Source organism: Phenylobacterium sp., from assembly GCF_024508875.1.
In the GTDB taxonomy this organism is placed as follows: Bacteria; Pseudomonadota; Alphaproteobacteria; order Caulobacterales; family Caulobacteraceae; genus Phenylobacterium.
The window spans coordinates 12802-34466 of sequence record NZ_JANINU010000003.1 but is presented as its reverse complement, the minus strand read 5'-3'; the positions used below and the strand labels follow the sequence as shown (position 1 = coordinate 34466).

At 69.5% G+C, this 21665-nt stretch carries 18 protein-coding genes, 1 tRNA gene and 1 pseudogene; 12 read left to right on the top strand and 8 right to left on the bottom strand.

Annotated features, from left to right (window positions below; all coding sequences use genetic code 11):
• Positions 1-2 precede the first annotated feature (2 nt).
• Complete coding sequence (locus Q0L11_RS00860; RefSeq protein WP_296594948.1) at positions 3-668, bottom strand: hemolysin III family protein; 666 nt, start codon at positions 666-668, stop codon at positions 3-5.
• A 43-nt stretch (positions 669-711) separates the two neighbouring features.
• Complete coding sequence (locus Q0L11_RS00855) at positions 712-1332, bottom strand: glutathione S-transferase family protein (RefSeq protein ID WP_296594947.1); 621 nt, start codon at positions 1330-1332, stop codon at positions 712-714.
• Between the two features lie 95 nt (positions 1333-1427).
• Between Q0L11_RS00855 and Q0L11_RS00850 the strand changes: the two genes are divergently transcribed.
• Both Q0L11_RS00850 and Q0L11_RS00845 read left to right on the top strand, forming a co-directional pair.
• The gene (locus tag Q0L11_RS00850; protein WP_296594946.1) at positions 1428-2135 is read left to right on the top strand and encodes a hypothetical protein; all 708 of its coding nucleotides are present in this window, start codon (positions 1428-1430) and stop codon (positions 2133-2135) included.
• Positions 2136-2180: 45 nt separating this feature from the next.
• Positions 2181-3167 (top strand): lipase family protein, encoded by a 987-nt coding sequence (locus Q0L11_RS00845; protein ID WP_296594945.1) that lies wholly within the window; start codon positions 2181-2183, stop codon positions 3165-3167.
• 4 nt (positions 3168-3171) lie between these two features.
• Here Q0L11_RS00845 and typA read toward each other — a convergent pair whose 3' ends face one another.
• Together typA and Q0L11_RS00835 are read right to left on the bottom strand one after the other, a co-directional pair.
• A complete protein-coding gene (typA, locus tag Q0L11_RS00840) occupies positions 3172-5007 on the bottom strand; it encodes a translational GTPase TypA (protein WP_296594944.1) in 1836 nt (611 codons plus the stop codon).
• A gap of 315 nt (positions 5008-5322) precedes the next feature.
• Entirely contained in the window at positions 5323-6048 is a 726-nt protein-coding gene (locus tag Q0L11_RS00835; RefSeq protein ID WP_296594943.1) for a response regulator transcription factor, read from the bottom strand.
• A 142-nt stretch (positions 6049-6190) separates the two neighbouring features.
• Between Q0L11_RS00835 and Q0L11_RS00830 the strand changes: the two are divergent.
• The 4 genes and pseudogenes from Q0L11_RS00830 to Q0L11_RS00815 all read left to right on the top strand — a co-directional run.
• Positions 6191-6751 (top strand): annotated as a pseudogene (locus Q0L11_RS00830) (protoglobin domain-containing protein); the annotation flags it as partial.
• 553 nt (positions 6752-7304) lie between these two features.
• Complete coding sequence (locus tag Q0L11_RS00825) at positions 7305-7859, top strand: methyl-accepting chemotaxis protein (protein WP_296594942.1); 555 nt, start codon at positions 7305-7307, stop codon at positions 7857-7859.
• Positions 7840-9867 carry an ATP-binding protein gene (locus Q0L11_RS00820; RefSeq protein WP_296594941.1) on the top strand — a complete coding sequence of 676 codons (2028 nt, stop codon included), beginning with the start codon at positions 7840-7842 and terminating at the stop codon, positions 9865-9867. Before Q0L11_RS00825 ends, Q0L11_RS00820 begins: the two co-directional genes overlap by 20 nt.
• A 191-nt stretch (positions 9868-10058) precedes the next feature.
• Positions 10059-10730 carry a laminin B domain-containing protein gene (locus Q0L11_RS00815; protein WP_296594940.1) on the top strand — a complete coding sequence of 224 codons (672 nt, stop codon included), beginning with the start codon at positions 10059-10061 and terminating at the stop codon, positions 10728-10730.
• Here the strand turns inward: Q0L11_RS00815 and Q0L11_RS00810 are convergent.
• Positions 10727-11632, bottom strand: a complete 906-nt coding sequence (locus tag Q0L11_RS00810; protein ID WP_296594939.1) for an N-formylglutamate amidohydrolase — start codon at positions 11630-11632, stop codon at positions 10727-10729. The genes Q0L11_RS00815 and Q0L11_RS00810 overlap by 4 nt on opposite strands.
• Before the next feature lie 101 nt (positions 11633-11733).
• Here Q0L11_RS00810 and cpdR point away from each other — a divergent pair, with 101 nt between their 5' ends.
• Both cpdR and Q0L11_RS00800 read left to right on the top strand, forming a co-directional pair.
• Entirely contained in the window at positions 11734-12090 is a 357-nt protein-coding gene (gene cpdR / locus Q0L11_RS00805; RefSeq protein WP_296594938.1) for a cell cycle two-component system response regulator CpdR, read from the top strand.
• A 67-nt stretch (positions 12091-12157) separates the two neighbouring features.
• Positions 12158-12232 (top strand) — tRNA-Val (locus Q0L11_RS00800).
• 55 nt (positions 12233-12287) lie between these two features.
• Here Q0L11_RS00800 and Q0L11_RS00795 read toward each other — a convergent pair.
• Positions 12288-13631 carry a HAMP domain-containing sensor histidine kinase gene (locus tag Q0L11_RS00795; RefSeq protein ID WP_296594937.1) on the bottom strand — a complete coding sequence of 448 codons (1344 nt, stop codon included), beginning with the start codon at positions 13629-13631 and terminating at the stop codon, positions 12288-12290.
• On the bottom strand, positions 13631-14284 hold the full coding sequence (locus Q0L11_RS00790) for a response regulator transcription factor (protein ID WP_296594936.1): 654 nt from the start codon (positions 14282-14284) through the stop codon (positions 13631-13633). Before Q0L11_RS00790 ends, Q0L11_RS00795 begins: the two co-directional genes overlap by 1 nt.
• A gap of 158 nt (positions 14285-14442) precedes the next feature.
• On the opposite strand from Q0L11_RS00790, the gene Q0L11_RS00785 reads away from it, so the two are divergent.
• The 4 genes from Q0L11_RS00785 (at position 14443) to Q0L11_RS00770 (ending at position 20921) form a co-directional block, all read left to right on the top strand.
• Entirely contained in the window at positions 14443-15498 is a 1056-nt protein-coding gene (locus tag Q0L11_RS00785; RefSeq protein ID WP_296594935.1) for an efflux RND transporter periplasmic adaptor subunit, read from the top strand.
• Between the two features lies 1 nt (position 15499).
• Positions 15500-18586: a CusA/CzcA family heavy metal efflux RND transporter gene (locus Q0L11_RS00780; RefSeq protein ID WP_296594934.1), complete on the top strand. Its 3087-nt coding sequence runs from the start codon at positions 15500-15502 to the stop codon at positions 18584-18586.
• Positions 18586-19836, top strand: a complete 1251-nt coding sequence (locus tag Q0L11_RS00775; RefSeq protein ID WP_296594933.1) for a TolC family protein — start codon at positions 18586-18588, stop codon at positions 19834-19836. The genes Q0L11_RS00780 and Q0L11_RS00775 overlap by 1 nt, the downstream gene beginning before the upstream one ends.
• Before the next feature lie 152 nt (positions 19837-19988).
• Entirely contained in the window at positions 19989-20921 is a 933-nt protein-coding gene (locus Q0L11_RS00770) for a LysR family transcriptional regulator (RefSeq protein WP_296594932.1), read from the top strand.
• A gap of 19 nt (positions 20922-20940) precedes the next feature.
• Here the strand turns inward: Q0L11_RS00770 and Q0L11_RS00765 are convergent, their stop codons facing one another.
• The gene (locus tag Q0L11_RS00765; protein WP_296594931.1) at positions 20941-21636 is read right to left on the bottom strand and encodes a Crp/Fnr family transcriptional regulator; all 696 of its coding nucleotides are present in this window, start codon (positions 21634-21636) and stop codon (positions 20941-20943) included.
• Positions 21637-21665: the final 29 nt, after the last annotated feature.

Sequence of the window (21665 nt, the reverse complement as noted above, 5' to 3'; positions counted from 1 at the left end):
GGTCAGTGCTGGGTCGCCAGGACCACGCCCAGCAGCACGGCCGTCCAATGGGCGGCTGCGGCGGCGACCACATGGCCGTGCCAAATGGCCCGGCAGAACTTCAGCTTCTTGTTCACGTAGAAGATCACGCCCGTCGAATAGAGCACGCCGCCGGTCACCAGCAGCGCCATCGCGTACCAGGCCAGGCTTTCGATCATCGGTTTCAGCGCGATCACCACCAGCCAGCCGAGAACCAGATAGACCCCGACCCAGAACTTGCGGTCGATGCCGGTGAGGAACAACTTCCCCAGGGCGCCGAGGGTGGCGATGCTCCACACGGCGGCCGTCATCCCGATGCCCCAGGCGCCTCCCAGGTTCAGGGTGAAGGGCGTATACGAGCCGGCGATCATCAGGAAGATGCCCGCGTGGTCCAGGCGGCGCAGCACCGGCCGGTACTGCGGCTTGGCGAAGTTGTACGCGGTGGAAAAGGCCAGCATGGCGATGACGCCGGCGCCGTAGATCGAAACGCCGACCACCTGGCTGATCGACCCTTTCAGCACGGCCAGCGTCAGCAGAACGATCCCGCCCACCAGGGCCAAGGTCAGGCCCATGACGTGCACGACCAGGTCGGCGCACTTGGCGGCGGCGGTCGGGTAGTGGCGGGGTGGAAAGGGCTTGGTCAGGTCCATGGCCCCTATTGGTAACGCGCCCTTGCGACGGAGGTAAGGCGATTCAACCGCGCACCCGGTCGAGCACCGTCCTGACCGCCGGCCGCGTCTCCATCCGGGCGAAATGGTCAGCGAGCCGCGGGAAGTCCGCCATGTCGAGGCCGTCGCGCGGAATCCAGCTCGTGACCACGTACAGGTAGGGATCGGCGACGGTGTAGCTCTCGCCCATCGCCCACGGGCCGCGGAAGAACTGCCCGTCCACCAGGCGCATCGCCGCGCCGAACACCTCGGGCGCCTTGCGCCGCAGCTCGGCGATGGCGGATGGATCGTCGGCCCAGCGATTGCCGCGATGGCGGTGCGCCGCCGCCGGATGCACCCACGAGCAAAGGTAGCTCATGAACGACTCCAGCCCCGCCATGGCGAAGGCGTCGTCCAGCGGGGCGAGCTTCGCGGCGGGGAACGTCCGGGCGATGAACCCCATGATGGCGGGCGTCTCGGTGATGATCCCCCGGTCGGTCTCCAGCGCCGGCACGCGGGACTTGGGGTTCAGCGCCAGGTACGGCTCGGCCCGCTGCTCGTTCTCCGCGAAATTCAGGCGGTGGACGTCGTAGGCGGCGCCGGCGTCTTCGAGGGCGATTTCGCAGGCGAGACCGATGGTTCCCTTGGCGGTGTGGAGCTTGAGCATGCGACCTCCCGATTGTCCGGCGATCTGGGACCATCGCAGCGCAGGCGCAAGGGCCGGCTTGACCGCGATGGCCCGGCCGTGAACCCCTTGCGTCCATGAGGGATGTCGAGGCCGAGCTCAAGTCGCTGGTCGCCGCGCGGGCCGCGGCCCGGAATGGACCGTTCCTGATCGGGATCGCCGGGGGCGTGGCGGCGGGCAAGAGCACGCTGGCGAAGACCCTGGCGGAGACACTGGAGGCGTCGGACCCGGAGCTGCCGGTCGAGATCGTCGCGACGGACGGCTTCCTGAAGCCCAATGCCGCGCTGGAGGCGGCGGGCCTCGGCATGAAGAAGGGCTTCCCGGAGACCTACGATTCCGAGGCTTTGCACCGCTTCCTCGACGATCTCGCCGCGGGCCGCAAAGCCGAGACACCGGTCTATTCGCACGTCACCTACGACATCGTGCCCGGCGACCGGCGCGCAGTGGAGGGCGCGGGCGTCGTGATCGTCGAGGGGATCAACGTGCTGCAGACCCCGCAGGCCCGCTCGCGCTTCGGGCTGTCCCTCTACGTCGATGCCGATCCGTCGCACGCCAAGGCCTGGTACCTCGCCCGGCTGCACGGGATCATCGCGGACGATCCCAACAGCTTCTTCGCCAGGCTGGATCCGGTCCAGCGCGACGCGATGTTCGAGGCTGCCTGGACCCACCTGAACCTGGTGAACCTGGTCGACCACATCGCGCCGACGATGGCCTACGCGGATGTGGTGGTCCGCAAGGGGGCGGACCACGCGCTCATTGGGCTAGTTCGACAGATGTCGCATTGATTGCATGATCTTGAATATGCAACCGTGCTGCGAAGAAGCGGGGCGATGATGATTGACGATGACCTATCCCGCCGCATGTTGACGGCAGCTTGGAGCACGTACTTTCGCGATCCCATGAAGGAAGCCACGGACGGCATCCCAGCACTCGCAGCAGCTCGAAATGCCGAGGTTGGCTATCAGGCGCCGCCGGCAGTCTTCATCGACGGCACCACCTTCATTTGGAAGCCACCATTCGACACGGTCCTACCAGAGGTGTCGCTCCTCGCGGCGCGGGATGCGGTTACCGTAGGTGTGACCGCGAAGGAGATCGTGGTGGCCTTCCGAGGCACTATTCCCCTGGATGGCGAAGCAGACCAGGCTCTTGCCGTGGGGGATTGGCTAAACAACTTCAACGCTGTTCCCCGAGCTTGGCCAGGGATCGGCTGGATCCACCCAGGCTTTGCCGAGGCCGTCGATAACCTTTGGGTCGAACTAGGTGCGGCTCTCGCGCCCCTGCTTAAGCAGCAACCCGGCTTTCCGGTATGTTTTACCGGTCACAGTAAGGGCGGCGCGATGGCGCACATCGGCGCTGTGCGGTTCAAGCGCCAGAGTCCTAAGCGGCAAGTTCTCGTTTGCACCTTCGCGGCGCCCAAGGCGGGTGACTCGAACTTCGTCAAGGCGTTCGATGCCGCCGTCGCCGATAGCCGTCGGTATGAGTATGGGGATGATGTGGTCCCACATGTGCCGTCGAACGGGGGCTTGGGAGTGACCGCGAGTGTCGCACCTTCGCGGAGCGTCGACGGCTTGCTTGCCGCACAGCTGGCGAGCCTCGCCCAGGCCTACCGATCCGCCGGAAAACTCTACTACCTTCCGGAACTCATCGGCGGTGCAAAGCCGGTGCTCACCCCATTGCACGAAATCAGTTCGACACAGCGCGTACTCAGCATCATCAGAGCTATTCCGAACCTTACGCTGCCGCTCAACCAGTCATGGCTCGGCCAGCACCACGACATCAAGCCTGGTTCGGGCTATCACACTTGGCTCCAGCCCTGAGGCGCTACTCTTCCTTCGTGCGCTTCTTGCGGAAGGAGGGGTTCAGGACCTTCTTGCGCAGGCGGATATTCTTCGGCGTCACTTCCACCAGCTCGTCCTCCTCGATGTAGGCGATGGCCTGTTCGAGGGTGAGGCGGCGCGGCGGGGTCAGGCGCACGGCTTCGTCCTTGCCCGAGGCGCGGACGTTGGTGAGCTGCTTGGCCTTCATCGGGTTGACGTCGAGGTCGTCCGACCGCGAGTTCTCGCCGATGATCATGCCCTGGTAGGTCTTCTCGCCGGCGCCGACGAACATCGTGCCGCGCTCTTCCAGGTTCCACAGGGCGTAGGCCGCCGTTTCGCCGTCGGAGTTGGACACCAGCACGCCCTTGCGGCCGGCGTCGATGGCGCCCTTGTAGGGCTCGTAGTGGCTGAACACGCGGTTCAGCACGCCCGAGCCGCGGGTGTCGGTCAGGAACTCGCCCTGGTAGCCGATCAGCGAGCGCGACGGGCTCATCAGGCTGATGCGCGTCTTGCCCGCGCCCGACGGGCCCATGTCCTTCAGCTCGGCCTTACGGGCCGACAGCTTCTCGATGACGATGCCGGTGAACTCGTCGTCCACGTCGATCATCACGTCCTCGATCGGCTCCATGCGCTCGCCGGTCTCTTCGTTCGTCTGGTAAACCACCCGCGGGCGGCTGATCGAGACCTCGAAGCCCTCGCGGCGCATGCTTTCGATCAGCACGCCGAGTTGCAGTTCGCCGCGCCCGGCCACCTCGTAGGCGTCCTTCTCCGACGTCTCGGTGACGCGGATGGCGACGTTCGACTCGGCTTCCTTCTGCAGGCGCGCGGCGATCACGCGGCTCTGCACCTTGTCGCCCTCGCGGCCGGCCAGCGGGCTATCGTTGACCGACACGGTCATCGAGATCGTCGGCGGGTCGATCGGCTGGGCAGGCAGCGCCTCGCTGACCTCCAGCGCGCAGAGGGTGTCGGCCACAGTGGCCTTGGACAGGCCGGCGATGGCGACGATATCGCCGGCTTCCGCGCCGCCGTCGATCGGCTGGCGCTTCAGGCCGCGGAAGGCCAGCACCTTAGTGATCCGGCCCCGCTCGATTTCCTTGCCGTCGCGCGAGAGCGCCTTGATGGCGAGGCCCGGAACGGCCTTGCCCGCCTCGATGCGACCGGTGAGCAGGCGGCCCAGGAACGGATCGCTCTCGATCAGCACCGACAGCATCTGGAAGGGCTCTTCCTTGCGCTGCTCGGCCTTCGGCGGCGGCACATGGTCGACGATCAGGTCGAAGAGCGGGCCCAGGTTGTCGTTCGGCTTCGCCAGGTCCAGCGTCGCCCAGCCGTTCTTGCCCGAAGCGTAGATGTGCGGGAAGTCGAGCTGCTCGTCGGTCGCGCCCATGGCGGCGAACAGGTCGAACGCGTCGTTCAGCACCCGGTCGGGGTCGGCGTGGGGGCGGTCCACTTTGTTGAGGCAGAGGATCGGGCGCAGGCCCATCTTCAGCGCCTTGCCCAGCACGAACTTCGTCTGGGGCATGACGCCTTCTTCGGCGTCCACCAGGAGGACGCAGCCGTCCACCATGCCCAGGATCCGCTCCACCTCGCCGCCGAAGTCGGCGTGGCCGGGAGTGTCGATGATGTTGATGCGCGTCTCGCCGGCCGCGCCGTTCCAGAGCACGGAGGTGCACTTGGCCAGGATGGTGATGCCGCGCTCGCGCTCCTGGTCGTTCGAGTCCATGGCGCGTTCGACCGTCGCCTCGTTGGCTCGGAAGACGCCCGACTGGGCCAGGAGTTGGTCGACGAGGGTGGTTTTCCCGTGGTCGACGTGGGCGATGATGGCGATGTTTCGGAGCGACATGGCGCGGAAAGTCTCTTTCAGAAGGCGCGCGCTTGTAAGGGAAGCCGTCGCTTCCCGCCAGTGCGTTGTGCGCCGCACATAACGCTTCGGAAGAGTGACGCCGCGTCAGGTGCTGTTTTTGCAGCGTAATCGCGCGGGTCCGCCAGATGCGACACAAAAGATTCTACATCGGGGCTTGCGTTTTTGTGCGCTGCACACTAATTTGGACACTGTAAGGCGTCGCTGACGCCTTTGCCCTTCCTGGGCGTTTCCTCCCTATTGAAACTGCCGCGCCCGATGGCGCGGCTTTTTTTTGGCTTCCGCGGCGGTCCGCGGTCAGTCCTCGATGGTGGGGGCGAGGAACCGCCCGGCGATCAACGCCGCCTCGGTGCGGTTGCGCGTGCCGGTGAGCCGCAAGATCGCGTGGATGTGGAGCTTCACCGTGCCCAGGGTGATCCCCAGCGAGGTGGCGATCTGCTGGTTGCTCATCCCCACCGCTATGCACTTCAGCACGTCCATCTGCCGGGGCGACAGCCCCAGGGACGGACCGGACACGTCGGTGCGCCGCTGGCGCGCGGCGGATGTCTCGCGCGGGAAGTGTGCGCCGCCTTCGATCACGGCGCGGATGACGGCTCGGAACGTGTCGAGTTCGTAGTTCTTCGAGGCGTATCCCTGGGCGCCGGCCATCCGGGCCAGGCCCGCGAAGCTGGGGTTCGGCCGGTCGTCGATCGCCACCGCCGGCGCCCGGCTGGCCAGGATCAGCCGCCGCAGGCCGTCGAAATCGAAGCTGACCGAGAACAGGTCGACGAGCAGGAGGTCGGGCGCGCGGGCGCCGGCCACCTTCAGGGCTTCGGAAAGGGACGACGCGAAACTGGGCGGCGCCGTAAGCGCCACCTCGGAGACCAGGTCGGCGATAGCGTGACGGCAGATCGGCTTTTCCTCGACGATCAGCGGCGTGATCGGAGCCCGCGCGGATTTCGCCGCCCGGCCCTCGCTGGGGCCGACGGTCTTCTCTACCCGACGCGCGTCGTCGCCGACGGTCAGTTCCAGCCCCCCGTTCAACTTGAATATCCTTACGCTGTAAGTGGGTATCGGGGGTTAGTCAAAATCAATTCGCCCGCGCCAACGGTTTCGCCTCTGGAGACTTGCATGCGGAACGAATAAAACCAGCGATGGCGTTTCCCTCTGTGCACGCCAAAGGCGCATGCATAACCAAAGTTATATTCATATAACTTATTTCATAGAACTATCGGTCGAGTTGACTGTCTTTATGAAATCAAAGGCTAATGCGGCTGCTTACTCATTTCGGGCAGGGGGGGCTCGGGTGATGGTTCCGCAAGACCAGTTGCGTGAGCGCCTGAGGTTCATGCGGTTCGACGACGCCGCGTCTGCGCGGTTGCGCGAACTGGGCCCGCTCCTAATGGCCGAATTGCCCGGTGCGCTGGACGCCTTCTACGACCAGATCCGCGTAACGCCGGCGACGCGGGCGTTCTTCGCCGACGACGCGCGGATGGAGAGCGCCAAGGCCCGCCAGATCGAGCACTGGCGGTCCATATCCGCCGCACAGTTCGACGAGCGCTACGTGGAGGCGGTGGTGCGTGTCGGCGAGACCCACGCCCGGATCGGCCTCGAGCCGCGGTGGTACGTGGGCGGTTACGCCCTGCTGATCGAGGCGATGATGGCGGCGCTGCTGACGGCCCGCTGGCCCCGCGGGCTCGGGCGCTCGCGGTCGGACGCGAACGAGGTCGCCGCGGAGGCTGGCGCGCTGATCAAGGCCGCCCTGCTCGACATGGACTATTCCATCTCGGTGTATCTCGCGGCCGCCGAGGCGGCGCGCAGAGAGGCCGAGGCGGAGGTCCTGGCCGGAGAGCGGTCGACGGTGGCGGCCTCGATGGGGGCCGCCGCCGCCGCGCTGGCGGACGGCGACCTCACCTACCGAATGGCGGACGACATGCCCGCCGAGTACGGCGGCATCCGCACGGACTTCAATGCCGCGCTCGAGCGGCTCGAAGCGGCCATCGCCACCGTGACCGCCAGCAGCGGGGCCCTGAGCGCCAACTGCGACCAACTGGCGTCGTCGTCGGACAACCTGTCGCGCCGCACCGAGCAGCAGGCCGCCGCGCTGGAACAGGCCGCGGCTGCGCTGGCTGACATCTATGGACGCGTGAAGCAGACGGCGGCCCACACCGACCAGGCGACGCGCACCGTCGGCGACGCCAAGGCCGAGGTCGAACGATCCGGCGACGTGGTCGCCGGTGCGTTGCGTTCGGTCGCCCAGATCGAGGAGTCCTCCCGGGAGATCGGGCCAGATCATCGGCGTGATCGACGAGATCGCCTTCCAGACCAACCTGCTGGCCCTGAACGCCGGTGTGGAAGCGGCGCGGGCCGGCGACGCGGGCAAGGGCTTCGCCGTCGTGGCGTCCGAGGTCCGGGCGCTCGCGCAGAGGTCGGCCGAGGCCGCCAAGGAGATCAAGGTGCTCGTGGCCCGGTCGGGACGCGAGGTCGCGACTGGCGTGGAGATGGTTCATCAGGCCGGCGAGGCGCTCTCGACCATCGTCGCGCAGGTGGCCGAGATCGACGGCGTGATCGGCGCGATCGCCGCATCGGCCCAGGAACAGTCCGCCAGCCTCGCCGAGGTCAGCGCCACGGTGGGCCAGATGGACCAGGCGGTGCAGCAAAATGCCGCGATGGTCGAGGAATCGACGGCCGCGACTCACGCGATGAAGGCTGAAACCGTCGAGCTCGACAGACTCATCCGCCGATTCCGCCTTGGGTCGGCCGCCGGACCGGCTGGCGTCGGAACGGTCGGCGCGCCCTCAGTCCGATTGGCTCGTATCGCCGGAGGCCGCGTCGTTGAAAGCCCCGAAAGCTGAAGTCCCAGGGGACGCGGCGCCGACCGGCGCAGGCCTGGCCTCGGACGATCCGGCGTCGCTGCTCGAGCACTTCAACCGCGTCGAGCGTCTTTCCAACGCCGGGAGCTGGCAGGCGGACGTCGCCACTCAGGCAATCCGCTGGTCCGAGCAGGTCTACCGCATCTTCGGTCTCGACCCGGCGCAGTTCGAGCCGTCGTTCCCGGCGGTGCTGGAGCGAATCCACCCCGACGACCGCGAGCGCGTGCGCGACCGCGTCCGCCGCGCCCTCGACGGCTACGAGGACTATCTGATCGACCACCGTGTGGTGCTTCCCGACGGCGGCGTCCGGATCGTGCGCGAGCGCGCGGAGGTGGAGGTGGGTTCGGACGGCGCGGCGGTCCGCATGACCGGCGCGATCCAGGACGTCACCGACGTGCGCGCCGCCGAGGCGTCCGCCCGCCGGAGCGAGGACATGCTGGCCGCGATGCTGCGGATATCGCCCGAAGCCATCGTCGTGACCGATGGCGCGGCCCGCATCATCGCCTTCAGCGTCGGCGCCGAAGAGATCTTCCAGTATCGCGCCGAGGATGTCGTCGGCGAGCCGGTGGAGATCCTCCTGCCCTCGCGAAGCCGCGGCGCCCACGCGCAGCACGTCGTTGAATTCTCGCAGGGCAACCTGCAGAGCCTGCGGATGCACCAGCGCGCCGCGATCATCGGCCGCCGCGAATCCGGGGAGGAGTTCCCGGCCGAGGTGTCGCTCGCCAAGCTGGAAACCGCGGACGGGCCGGCCTTCACCGCCATCGTCCGCGACCTGTCGGAGCGGCGCGACACCGAGATGCGCCTCATCGAGGCCCGAGAGCAGGCCGAGAAGGCCAACCTGGCCAAGTCGGTGTTCCTTGCGAACATGAGTCACGAGATCCGGACCCCTCTGAACGGCGTGCTGGGCGTCGCCGGCGCGCTGGCCCGCACCGAGCTCCAGCCGAAGCAGCGTCAGATGGTCGACCTGATCGAAGGGTCGGGGCGCGCTCTGGAGCGGCTGCTGGGCGACATCCTCGACCTGGCCAAGCTTGACGCGGGCCGCGTCTCGGTCCGCGTCGAACCCTTCGACCTGGGCGGCGTGGTCGACGAAACCATGGAGCTCTTCCGGGCCAGCGCCGCCGAAAAGGGCGTCCAACTGCTGACCGAGCTCGACGAGTGGGCGCGCGGCCGCTTCATGGGCGACGAACTGCGGATCCGCCAGGTGTTGTCGAACCTCGTCAGCAATGCGGTGAAGTTCACGTCGCAGGGCTACGTGCGCCTGTCGGTCTCCTGCGCCGTCGAAGGGCCCGGCGCCGAGCGCGTCCGTTTCGTCGTCCGCGACACAGGGATCGGCTTCCCGCCCGAGGTGGCGGACGTCCTGTTCGAGCGCTTCGAGCAGGCGGACGGCTCGGTCACGCGGCGCTACGGCGGCACCGGCCTGGGGCTGGCCATCTCCCGGTCCCTGGTGACGCTGATGGGCGGCACGATCACGGCCACGGCCGCGCCGGGGGAAGGGGCGACGTTCGAGGTCGAGCTGCCCCTGCAGCGGGCTCCCAGGGACGCCCGGACCATCGAGGTCCTGCAGGCGTCCAGCGTCCACGAGGAGATCCGTCCGCTCCGGATCCTCCTGGCCGAGGACCATGTGGTGAACCGCCTGACGGTCGAACTGATCCTCGAGCAGTTACCGGTGGAGATCATCGGCGTCGAGAACGGGCAGGAGGCGGTCGACGCCTATGCCACCGGCGCCTTCGATCTCGTGCTCATGGACATGCAGATGCCGGTCATGGACGGCCTGGCGGCGATCCGCATCATCCGCAGGATGGAGCGCGAGGGCGGGCGGGCGAGAACCCCCATCTGCGTGCTGACCGCCAACGCCATGGCCGAGCACAAGGAGGCGGCCGAGGCCGCGGGAGCCGACGCCTTCCTCACCAAGCCGATGAACGCGCAGGCGCTGATCGAATACGTCGTGAGCGTGGCGCGGACGCCGCCCGACCTGGCCGCGGCGGTCTAGAGGGGCGGCGCGGGCCTGCCCAGCGCTTGGCGTCGCTGTTCGCCGCGCCGCCTCGCCCGCCGCGCGAAATCGCCGCCTTCCGTCGACCAGCTCCGCCGTTCGTCGGCGCCGGGGCGACGGCCGGGATCACCTGCGACTACGCCGCTCCCGAAGTCCGCGTCCCACCGCATGGACAAGTCAGGAGCAAAGTCATGAATCTGAAGATCGGGCTTTCCGCCCTTGCGTTCGCCGGCAGCCTTGCGTTCGCCGGTCAGGCGGCCGCAGCCACCACCGTCACCTCGACCTTCGACACGGGGACCGACGGCTGGACCTTCGGCAGCTATCTGGGGTTCTCAGGCATTCCGGTGACGTACGATTCCGTGGCCGACACCATCACCATGGAGCACGGGTTCGGCGGGTTCGGCTTCGTCGCGCCGTCCGAGTACCTGGGAGGCAAGTCCGACTATGTCGGCGGCCTCCTTAGCTTCGATCTCGCATCGACGGCCACCGAATACGCTCATGCGCCGCTCGTTGCGCTGACCGGCAACAACGGCAAGGTGATCTTCAGCCGCTGGGGGGCCACGCCGACCCCAAGTCTGCAGACCTTTTCCGTCGCCCTGAACGCGGGCGCCTTCTACACCGGCTCGCCGACTTCGATGAGCGGAGCCGTCTCGGCAGAGGCGTTCCAAGCCATCATGGCCGACCTTGAGCAGGTCCAGATCTTCGGCGACTGGGGGCCCGGCCGCGACCGGGTCACGCTCGACAACGTTGCGCTGGCGGACGCCGCTGCGGCCGTCCCCGAGCCGGCCACTTGGGCCATGATGATCCTGGGCTTCGGCGCCGCCGGGACGATGATGCGCCGCCGGCGGCTCGTGGTCGCCTAGGGCTTCAGCGCCGACCAGTCGGCGTCCGCCAGGGCGCGGGTGAGCTGCCCGATGTGCTCGCGCAGCCGCTCGAACCCGGAGGTGGGCGCCAGGGTCGCCTCGTCGAGGTAGAGCGCCCGGTTGATCTCGATCTGCAGGGCGTGGCCCCGGCGGTGCGGCTGGCCGTAGTGCTCGGTGGTGTAGCCGCCGGCATAGGGCGTGTTGCGCGTGACGCGATAGCCCAGGGCCTCCAGCTCGCGCTCGACGCGAGTGGGAAGCACACCGGCGCAGGCCGCCCCGAAGCGGTCGCCCAGCACGATGTCGCAGGGCCGGTCGCGGCCGCCGCCCGCCTTGGCCGCCGCCGCCGGCATGGAATGCCAGTCGACCAGGATGGCGAAGCCGTGGGCAGATCGGGCCTCGTCCAGCAGCTCGGCCAGCGCGGCGTGATACGGCCGGTGCGCGCCCTCGATCCGCCGCGAGGCCTCGGCGAACGTCAGCTTGCGTCGGTAGATCTCCTGCCCTTCCGAGACGATGCGGGCGATCGCGCCCAGTCCGGCGGCCACCCGGGCGGTCCGCGCGCGGGCGAACTCGGGAAGCGGGTCCGAGAACATCTGCGGGTCCAGCTCGAACGGCTCGCGGTTCAAGTCGATGTACGCGCGGGCGAAGTTGGCCGTGATCACGGTGGCGCCGAGCTCGGGCGCCTCGGCGATCAGGTCGTCGACGAAGGCGTCCTCGGACCGCCGGATAGAGACGGCGTCCAGGGCCGCGGCCGACATCATCTCTTCGGGATATAGGCGCCCCGAGTGCGGCGAGGCGAAAACCAGCGGCGTGGGCGGCGCGCCTTCGGGACCGGCCCGGCGCACCTCGAACGCCGGCCCGATGGGCGGACTGTCGGCGTAGGGCAGCGGGTCGAGGGCGTTCATCGCCCGCATACAACGCCGGACCGGCCCGCTGCGTCAAAGGCCTTCATGGCGTCTTTACCCTTCGCTAGCTATTGTAGGCGATCCAGCGACCAACATTGCCCATGTCACGCATCCTCCTTGCAGAAGACGACGACTCCCTCCGGGGCTTCCTCGCCCGGGCGCTTGAACGCGCCGGCCACGAGGTGACCGCCTGCGCCGACGGCGAAGAGGCGGTCGCCCATCTGAACCAATCGTGGGACCTCCTGCTCACCGACATCGTCATGCCTGGCATCGACGGCATCGAGGTGGCGCGGCAGGCGGCCGCGAAGCACCCGGGCCTGCGGATCATGTTCATCACCGGCTTCGCCGCGGTGGCGCTCGCCGCCGGCGAACAGGCGCCCGCGGGGGCGAAGGTGCTGAGCAAGCCCATCCATCTGCGCGAGATCGTCTCCGAGGTGGAGCGGATGATCGCCGCCTGAAATTGCCGCTCGCGGCGGCTTGCTAAGCGCGGGTCGCCTCTGTATATCCCCGCCTTCCCGAAGGTCTGGACGCGTAGCTCAGCGGGAGAGCACTACGTTGACATCGTAGGGGTCACAGGTTCAATCCCTGTCGCGTCCACCATCCTTTCCTTCAGAAAATCAGTGATTTCGAGCGGCCTTGGCCGTGGCGTCAGCGCCTAGACGGGAGCGGCCGGCAGGTCCAGGACCGCGGCGAGACCGCCGAGGCTCGCGTCTTCGAGCCACACCCGCCCGCCATAGAGCGTCGCCAGGTCGCGGACGATGGGAAGGCCCAGGCCGGAGCCATGGACGCGCTCGTCCAGGCGCTCTCCGACGTCGAACGCCACCTCCCAGCTTTCCGCCGGCAGGCCCGGGCCATCGTCCTCCACGACGATCCGAACCATGCCCGTCGACGTCGCTTCGGCCCGCACCTGCACCCTGGACGACGCCCACTTGCCGGCGTTGTCCAGGAGGTTGGCGCACATCTCGCTCAGGTCCTGCGCCTCCACGGCCACATTGAGCTCGGGCGGAATGTCTAGCGCGAACGCGACCTGTCGCCTGCCGTGCAGGCGGCGCATCGCCTCCACGACCGGTTCAACGGCGCCACGGACGTTCGCCACCGAGCCTGGCGCGCTGCGGGAGGCGGCGGCGCGGGCGCGCGCCATCTGGAAATCGATCTGGCGACGCATTCGCTCGCACTGGGTGAGGATCGCGTCCGCCGCATCGGTCTGGCCGGCCCGCCGAAGCTGCTCGCCCTCGTCCATCATGATCGCCAGGGGCGACTTCAGCGCATGGGCGAGGTTGCCTGCCTGCGTGCGCGCCCGCCGCACCATCTCGGCATTGGCGTCCAGCAGGGCGTTCAGGTCGTGGACCAGGGGCAGGACCTCGCTCGGCGAATCCTCCGGCAGCCGGGGGACGCGGCCGGCGCGGACGTCGGCAAGCGCCGCCCGCACCCTGCTCATCGGCTGCAGCCCGAACCCGACCTGCAGGGCGGCCGCCAGGATGAGGCCGGTGGCGATGACGCCCAGGGAGAGCGCCAGCGTGCGGTCGAAGGCGCCCAGCACCTCGTCCAGCTTGTGTTCGTCCACCCCGATGGCGAACCGCAGGGGCTCGCCGGAGACGTCGACGCGGCGTTCCAACAGCCGCACCGGCCCGTGCGGGCCCGGGACGAAGGTTCTCCGCTCCTGGCCCTGGGCGATCGGGGTGAGCACCAGCGCGTGTCCCGACAGCGAGCCCGACACCGTGGTCGCGCCGTGCAGATGCTCGATCTGCCAGTAGAAGCCCGAGCCCGGCGGCAGGAAGCGCGGGTCGCTCAGCCGACGATGAAGGTAGGGCCGGCCCTCCGCGTCGAGGTCGACCAGGGCCACGAGTTCGTCCGCGTGGCCGACGAGCTCGGCGTCGAACTGCTTGGTGACGTGTTCGCGGAAAAGTTGGGACAGCGCCAGCCCGCTCACGCCGATGGCGGCGAGGATCCACACGATGGAGCCGAGGATCAGTCGGGTCCTAAAGCTGCGCCAGGCCATCATCCCATCCGGTAACCGAGACCGCGGATCGTGCGGATGCAGTCACGGCCGAGCTTGCGCCGCAGCCGCGCCACATAGACCTCGATGGTGTTCGACTCGCGCGCCTCGGCCATCGGATAGACGTGGTCCATCAGCTCCGATTGCGGGACGATCCGGCCGCGCCGGTGCATCAGATACGTCAGGATGCGAAGCTCGCGCGCCGTCAGTTCGACGGTGCGCCCGTCCACGCTCGCCGAGCCGGCGGTCGGGTCGAGGGTGACGTCGCCGAGGGTCATGACGGGCGATCCGGCGCCGGCGCTGCGGCGGACGAGGGCGCGGAGCCGGGCGACCACCTCGGCGGCTTGGAACGGCTTGCCCAGATAGTCGTCGGCCCCCGCGTTCAGCCCCTCCACCCGGTCGGTCCAGGCGTCCCGCGCGGTCAGCACCAGGATGGGCATGTTCCGGCCCGCCCGGCGCCATCGCCGCAGCACCTCTAGACCGGGCAGCTTGGGCAGGCCGAGGTCGAGGACGACCGCGTCGACATCGACGGTTTCGCCCAGGTAGAGCGCCTCCTCGCCGTCGAAGGCCTGGTCCACGGCGAATCCGGCCTCCTCGAGCGACGCGCGAAGCCGCCGCGAAATCTCGACGTCGTCTTCGACCAGGAGCACCCGCATGGCGCGCGTCTAACCGTCCAGCCTGAATCCGACCTGAACTCTTGATTTGCGGGCTTTCAGTTTCGTTTCAGCTTCGCGTCAGCGTGAGTTCAGTGTGGCGCGCCATTCAGTCCCCGGCCGCCACCCCTGAAACCCGGCGGCGCCTGGGGGACCGGACCGTGCCGAACGACAGCCGAGTTAAGTTCGCCGTCGCCGCGCTGTCCATGGTCCTCACGCTGGCGGGAGGTTCGTCGTACGCAACCCCCGTGAACCTCTCGCCGGCGCAGGAGCGCGCCATGGGGCTGAGGACGGCCGTGACCGCCGTCGCCTCCGTGGCGCCGCTCGCTAGCTTGCCGGCCACTGTCAGCCCCGCGATGAACGGCAGGGTCGTGGTGGCGGTCCCTTTTCCCGGGCTGGTCCTGCGGGTCGACGTCCTGGAGGGCGCCGAGGTGCGGGCCGGACAGGGCCTGGCGGTGCTCTTCAGCCAGCAGGCGCTCCAGGCGGGGTCCGAGTTGGCGCAGGCGAGCGCTGAGCTGAAGGCGGCGCAGGCCGCCGAGGCCCGCACGCGCACCCTGGCGCGGGAAGGCATCATCGCCGGCGCGCGGGCGGAAGAGGCCTCCGCCAGGGCTTCGCAGGCCCGCGCCGTCGCGGCCGAGAAGTCCCGGCTGCTCGCGGCGGCCGGAGGGCGCGGCGCGCGGGCCGGCGAATATGTGCTGCGCTCGCCGATCGCCGGGCGGGTCGCACAGCTCAACCTGGCGCCCGGCGCCGGCGTCGATTCCATGACCGCCGCCGCGGTCATCGACCGTACCGACAAGCTCTGGGTCGAGGCCCGGATCCCCGCCGCCCTAGCGGCCCAGGTGAGCGTGGGCGCGGTCGTCGAGGCGGACGGCGCTCGCGGGCGCGTGGTGGCGGTGGGCTCGGCCGTCGATCCGCGGACGAGGTCCGTGGTGCTGCGCGCCGAATTGCCGCCCGGCGCCGGGCCGATGCCCGGGCGTACGATCCACGTCACGGTCTATGGCAAGGCCCCGTCCGGCGCCGTCGCCGCGCCCAGGTCGGCCGTGGTCACGCTCGACGGGCGGCCCAGCGTCTTCGTCCGGACGGCGAAGGGCTTCGACGCGCGGCCCGTGACCATCGTAGGGCAGTCGGGCACGACGGCCGTGATCACCGGCCTGTCTCCGGGCGTCCAGGTCGTCGCCGTCGGCGCGAGCCAGCTCAAACCGGCCGCGGCGCGCTGAGATGCTGTCCAACCTCGTGAAGCTGGCCCTGTCGCAGCGGCTGATGGTCGTCGTCGCCGCGCTGGCGCTGCTGCTGTTCGGCTACGACGCCTATTCCAAGCTGCCCGTCGACGCCTTTCCCGACATCTCGCCGACCCAGGTGAAGATCATCCTAAAAGCGCCGGGGATGACGCCGGAGGAGGTCGAGAACCAAGTCATCGCCCCGTTGGAGATGGAGCTGCTGGGCATCCCGCGGCAGGTGATGCTGCGGTCCGCCGCGAAATACGCCATCGCCGACATCACGCTGGATTTCGAGGACGGCGCCGACGTCTACTGGGCGCGGCAGCAGACGGCCGAGCGGCTGGGCAACGCCATGGCCGGCCTCCCGGCGGGGATCAGCGGCGGGCTCTCGCCGATCTCCACGCCGCTGTCCGACGTCTACATGTTCACGGTGGAAGGTGGCGCGCTCTCGCTGGAGCAGCGACGCACACTCCTGGAATGGACGATCCGGCCGGCGCTGCGCGGGCTGCCGGGTGTCGCCGACGTCAACGTCCTCGGCGGTCGGGGCAGGGCCTTCGAGGTCGTGCCGGACCCCGCCGCGCTCGCCGCCGCGGGGCTCACCACGGCCGAGCTGCAGCGCGCCCTCGAGAGCGCCAATCGCAACGACGGCGCGGGCCGTCTCGTCGAAGGCGAAGAGGCGCTGGTGGTGCGGGTAGTGGGGGCGGCGACGTCCCTCGACGACCTGCGCGCGATCCCTATCACGCTGCCCGGCGGCGGCTGGGCGCGTCTGGGCGACCTGGCCGAAGTCCGGATCGGGGCCCTGACCCGCTACGGGGCGGTCACCGAGGACGGCCGGGGCGAGACAGCCGAGGCGATCGTCATCGCGCTCAAGGGCGCCGACTCGAAGACGGTCGTGGCGGCCGTGAAGGCCCGCCTGACCGAGGTCCAGGCCTCGCTTCCCAAGGGGGTGACGATCCGCCCCTTCTACGATCGCTCGGAACTCGTGGAGCGTGCGACCGGCGCGGTGACGCGAGCGCTGATCGAGGCCACGGTCCTCGTCATCCTCCTCCTGCTCGTCTTCCTCGGCGAACTTCGGGCCGCCGCGGTGGTCGCGGTCACCCTGCCGTTTGCGGCGCTCACGACGTTCCTGCTGATGAAGCTCTTCGGGCTGTCGGCGAACCTCATGAGCCTGGGCGGGCTCGCCATCGCCATCGGCATGCTGGTGGACGCCGCCGTGGTGGTGGTCGAGAACACCGTCGAACGCCTGAACGATCCGGACATCCGGGGCTCGCGCAAGCTCCACCTCGTCTACGAATCCTGCCGCGAGGTGGCCGTTCCCGTGGCCTCGGGTGTGGTCATCATCTGCCTTGTCTTCATGCCCCTGCTGTCGCTGCAGGGCCTGGAAGGCAAGCTGTTCGCGCCAGTCGCCCTCACCATCGTGTTCGCCCTGGCCGGATCGCTGTTCCTGTCCTTCACCCTCATCCCGGTCCTCGCCTCGCTGCTGCTCAAGCCGCATGCGCACCGCGAGTCCTGGCTGATGCGGCAGGTGGGACCGGCTTATGCGCGCCTGCTGGAGAAGGCGTTGGCGAGGCCGCGGCCGGTCTTCCTGGCCGCGGGCCTCGGCATCGCGGTCGCGGCCCTCGGCTACGTGGTGATCGGCAAGAGCTTCATGCCGACGATGGACGAAGGCGCCGTCCTCATGCAGTTGGCCAAGCTGCCCACGATCAACCTCGACCAGAGCGCAGCCCAGGACCTGGCCGTGCAGCGCGCCGTGCTGAAGCAGGTGCCTGAAGTCAGGCGCATTGTCGCCCGGGTCGGCTCGGACGAGATCGGCCTGGACCCGATGGGGCTCAACGAGACCGACAGCTTCCTGGTGCTCGCCCCCAAGGACACCTGGCGGCGGCCGGACAAGGCCTGGCTGACGGACGAACTGCGCAAGGTGGTGGCCGGCTTCCCGGGCGTCGAGGCGTCGTTCACCCAGCCGATCGAGATGCGGGTGTCCGAGATGCTGACCGGCAGCCGCGGCGACCTCGCCGTGAAGGTCTTCGGCCCCGACCTCGCGACGCTCGGCGACCTTGCGCGCCGCATCGAGGCCAGCCTGAAGGCGACCGAGGGCGCGGCAGACGTCTATACCCTCGCGGGCGACAGCCTGGCCTACCTGCAGCTCGACATGGATCGCGCGGCGACGGGCCTGGCCGGGCTTTCGGCGGAGGATGTCCAGACCGAGCTGCGTGCGCAGATCGAGGGCGCGCCGGCCGGCGTGGTCTTTGAGCCTTCCCGGCGCACGCCCGTGCTGCTGCGCGGGCCCGAGACCGCGCGGGCCGATCCCGCCCTGATCGAGCAACTGGAGATCGCGACGCCTGGCGGCGGCCTCGCGCGCCTGAGCGACCTCGCCGAGGTGCGCCGCATCGACGGCCCTCTCAAGATCGACCGCGAGAACGCCTCGCGCTTCGCCGTGGTGCAGGCCTATGTCCAGGGCCGTGACCTGGTCGGCTTCGTGAAGGAGGCCCAGGCGAACGTCGCGCGCGACGTGAAGCTGCCCCCCGGCTACCGGCTGGTCTGGGGCGGCCAGTTCGAGAACCAGAAGCGGGCGGCCGCGCGCCTGGGCATCGTCGTTCCCGCGGCCCTCGGCCTGATCTTCCTGGTGCTGTTCGTGACCCTGCGGTCTGTCCGCCAGGCGGTGCTGATCCTTGCGAACATCCCCTTCGCCCTGATCGGCGGCGTCCTCGCCCTCTGGGTGTCGGGGCAGTACCTGTCCGTCCCGGCGTCGGTGGGCTTCATCGCCCTGCTGGGCGTCGCCGTGCTGAACGGCCTGGTGCTGGTGTCCCACTTCAACGACCTCATCCAGCGCGGTCTTCCCATCGAGCAGGCCGTGATGGAGGGGGCTCGTCGCCGGCTGCGCCCAGTGCTCATGACGGCTTCGATCACCGGGTTGGGCCTCGTGCCGCTGCTGCTGGCCAGTGGGCCGGGCTCGGAGATCCAGAAGCCGCTGGCGATCGTGGTGGTCGGCGGGCTCGTGACCTCGACCGCCCTGACGCTGGTCATGCTCCCTATCCTCTACCGGCGCTTCGGCCTCGAACGCGGCGCGGCGGCGCGGGAGGCCGCATGATGACCTTGCGACGTCTTGTTTTCATGGTTGCGGCCGGCTGCGCCGTGGCCTCGCCGGTGTCCGCCGAGCCCGGCCTGCAGAGACCGCCCTTCCTGCCGCCGGACAGCCTTATCCGCACGGCGCTCGACGAGGACCCCAGCGTCGGCGAGGCCGAGGCGCGGCTGGCGGCGGCCAGGGCCGAGGCGCGGCAACTCGCCGTGGGCGAGCACGAGACGACCCTGATCGCCGGCTTCGACGACCGCCGCGTTCGTGGCGAGGGCCGCTACGGCGAATGGACCGCCCAGCTCAGCCGCGGGCTGCGGCTTCCTGGCAAGGCGGCCCTGGACCGCACGGCGGGGCGGTTCGGCGAGAAGGCGGCGTCGGACGGCGTCGAGGACGCCCGGCACCACGCCTCGCTCGAACTGGCCGCCAGATGGATCGCCTGGGCCGAGGCGGCGGAACGCACCGAGATCGATGCGGCCGAGGTCGAAGCCTATCGCGCCGAGGTCCGGGCCCTGGAGCGGCGGGTCGAGCTCAAGGACGCCGCACTGCTCGACCTCCAGGTGGCCCAGGGCGCGCTGGCGCGGGCGCGCGCCGCCCACCAGCAATCGGTGTCGGCCGAGCGGCGGGCCGCGCTGGAGCTGCGCAACCTGCACCCTGGGCTCGCGCCGGAGCGTTCGCCCGCGCTCACGCCGCCGCAGCCGCCGGAGCGGCCCTTCGCGGCCTGGCCCGAACTGATCGTAGCGCGGAGCCACGAGCTGACGATGGCCAGGGCCGACGCCGATCGCGAGCAGGCGCTTGCGCGCCGCGCCCGGCTCGACCGCGTCGCCGACCCAAGCCTCGGGATCCGCACCTTCAACGAGCGGGGCGGCGACGAGACCGGCGTCGGGATCTTCGTGTCGATCCCCTTCGGCGGGCCGCGCCGCAGCGCCATCGCCGATCGGCAGGTCGCGGCGGCTTCCGGCGCGGAAGCCCGCTACCGGATGATGGAGCGGACGATCCGCATGACCGCCCAGACCGACACCGCGGCGGCCGAGACCGCGCTGGCTGCCTGGCGGGAGGCCGAGTCCGCCCGGCTGGCCAGCGGAACGGCCGCGGAACGCATCGCCCGCGCCTATGCGCTGGGCGAACGCGACCTGGCCGACCGGCTCGCCGCCGAACGACAGGCGTTCGAGGCCCGGCGCTTCGAGCTCGCGGCCCGGGCCGAAGCCCAGCGGACGCTGCTGAAGATGGCCCTCGACGCGCACGAGCTGTGGCTGTCGGAGGAGTAGCGCCCGGCAAGTCCGTGTTCGCCTGCTTCAACGAAGCTCCGCATCGGTGGCCGGAGCGCTAGGTGGACCGAAAGCGCTCACACTTTCGATCGTCACGCTCTAAAGCCGGGACGGCGGCCGGTGCGCCGCGCTGGGGCTTCGACGGACCGAAGATGGAATTCGCCTGGCTCGAGGATTTTCTGACGCTGGCGGACTGCGGACATTTTTCCCGCGCCGCCGAACGCCGCAACGTCTCGCAGCCAGCCTTCAGCCGCCGAATCCGGATGCTGGAGGACTGGGTCGGCGCGCCCCTGTTCGACCGCGACACCCATAGGGTCGCACTGACGGCGGCGGGGCGCGAATTCCGCCCGATCGCGGAGGATCTCGTGCGCCGGATGGTGTCGGGTCGCGAACTGGTCCGCGAGGCGGCGCAGGCTTCGGCGAGCTCGCTGCGCTTCGTCTGCACCAACGTCCTGTCGCTGACGTTCTTTCCCGCCTGGCTCGAGCGGGTGGAAACGGCCGCGGCGGCGGCGCGCGGATCGCAATCCAGCATCAACCTGGTCACCGACAACATGGCCGACTGCGAGCGCCTGATGTTGCAGGGGCAGGCGCAGTTCCTGCTGTGCCACCATCATCCCGCCGCCCAGACCGCGCTCGACTCCAACTATTTCCGCCATCTGGACGTGGGCGAGGACACCCTCGTGCCCGTAAGCGCTCCGCGCTCGGCCGGCGAGACCGCGCCGATGCACGCCTTGCCTGGCTCGGCCGACTCGCCTGTCGCGCACCTGGCTTTCAGCCCGGCCTCGGGCATGGGGCGGATCATCGCCTCGACCCGTACGCACGAGGCGCCGGTGTGGCTCGCGTCGGTCTTCACGGCCCACCTCGCCATGGTGCTGCTGACCATGGCGCGGGCGGGACGGGGTTGCGCCTGGCTGCCGCTCAGCCTCGTCGAGCGCGACCTCGCCTGCGGCGAACTCGTGCGCAGCGCGTCCGGCGCGGAATGGGACGTGCCCATGCAGATCCGGCTCTACCGGCCGCGGGCCCGCCAGAGCGCCGCGGCGGAAGCCTTCTGGACCGAGGTCGCCAGGACCACGGCGCCGACCTAGGTCGCGCGACTCCGGATCTTCAGGCCGCGACGCGGCGCAGTTTCGGGAGGTCGAGCACCCGCCACAGGCCGTCCCGCTTCGCCAGCGCGCCCTGCGTCTTGAGCGCGCCGACCTCGCGCTGAACCGCTTGCCGGGTGACCGTCAGGTGGTCGGCCAGGTCGTTCTGGGTGAGGGGCAGGTCGATGGTGATCGTGCCGTCGGCCTCGGTCGTGCCGCAGGCTTCCGCGAGGTTGCAGAAAATGAAAGCCACCATCTCGCGCAGGCGACGCGTGACCGCGATCTCGCGGCGCGTGAGCAGCCGGCTCATGCTGCTCGCGAACTTGCGGCAGAGGGCCTCGGGGATCTCCGGGTGGCGCTCGTACAGGGTCCAGAAGTCGTCCGTTGGCAGCAGCCGGACCCTGGCGTTGGTCATCGCCAGCGTCGTGTGGTTCGGCGGCCGCCGGGCAACGAGCGGCGACTCCGAGAAGCAGTTCCCCGGCCTGTAGACGAGGATGAGCGTCTGTCGGCCGTCGGGGTGATAGGCCACCAGCCGCAGATAGCCCGCCTCCAGTTGGTAGATGCCGAGCGAAGGCGCGCCTGCGTGGATCAGCGGCTCTCCGGCCGCGAGTTCGCGCGGGATCATCCGCTGGAGAATCTCCTGCCGCACGCTGTCCGGCAGCGCCGCGATCCAGTTCTCGTGGCTGAGGAGGCCCGGCAGGCTCGACCAATCCGGCATGCCGGCCGTCTAGCATCGATGCCGCGGCC

Coding starts and splice junctions, on each gene's coding strand:
- Q0L11_RS00845 (WP_296594945.1), top strand. CDS start 2,181: ATGATGATTGACGATGACCTATCCCGCCGCATGTTGACGGCAGCTTGG.
- Q0L11_RS00790 (WP_296594936.1), bottom strand. CDS start 14,284: ATGCGGGTGCTCCTGGTCGAAGACGACGTCGAGATTTCGCGGCGGCTT.
- Q0L11_RS00850 (WP_296594946.1), top strand. CDS start 1,428: ATGAGGGATGTCGAGGCCGAGCTCAAGTCGCTGGTCGCCGCGCGGGCC.
- Q0L11_RS00810 (WP_296594939.1), bottom strand. CDS start 11,632: ATGAACGCCCTCGACCCGCTGCCCTACGCCGACAGTCCGCCCATCGGG.
- Q0L11_RS00855 (WP_296594947.1), bottom strand. CDS start 1,332: ATGCTCAAGCTCCACACCGCCAAGGGAACCATCGGTCTCGCCTGCGAA.
- Q0L11_RS00770 (WP_296594932.1), top strand. CDS start 19,989: ATGGAATTCGCCTGGCTCGAGGATTTTCTGACGCTGGCGGACTGCGGA.
- Q0L11_RS00765 (WP_296594931.1), bottom strand. CDS start 21,636: ATGCCGGATTGGTCGAGCCTGCCGGGCCTCCTCAGCCACGAGAACTGG.
- Q0L11_RS00780 (WP_296594934.1), top strand. CDS start 15,500: ATGCTGTCCAACCTCGTGAAGCTGGCCCTGTCGCAGCGGCTGATGGTC.
- Q0L11_RS00815 (WP_296594940.1), top strand. CDS start 10,059: ATGAATCTGAAGATCGGGCTTTCCGCCCTTGCGTTCGCCGGCAGCCTT.
- Q0L11_RS00860 (WP_296594948.1), bottom strand. CDS start 668: ATGGACCTGACCAAGCCCTTTCCACCCCGCCACTACCCGACCGCCGCC.
- typA (WP_296594944.1), bottom strand. CDS start 5,007: ATGTCGCTCCGAAACATCGCCATCATCGCCCACGTCGACCACGGGAAA.
- Q0L11_RS00795 (WP_296594937.1), bottom strand. CDS start 13,631: ATGGCCTGGCGCAGCTTTAGGACCCGACTGATCCTCGGCTCCATCGTG.
- Q0L11_RS00775 (WP_296594933.1), top strand. CDS start 18,586: ATGACCTTGCGACGTCTTGTTTTCATGGTTGCGGCCGGCTGCGCCGTG.
- cpdR (WP_296594938.1), top strand. CDS start 11,734: ATGTCACGCATCCTCCTTGCAGAAGACGACGACTCCCTCCGGGGCTTC.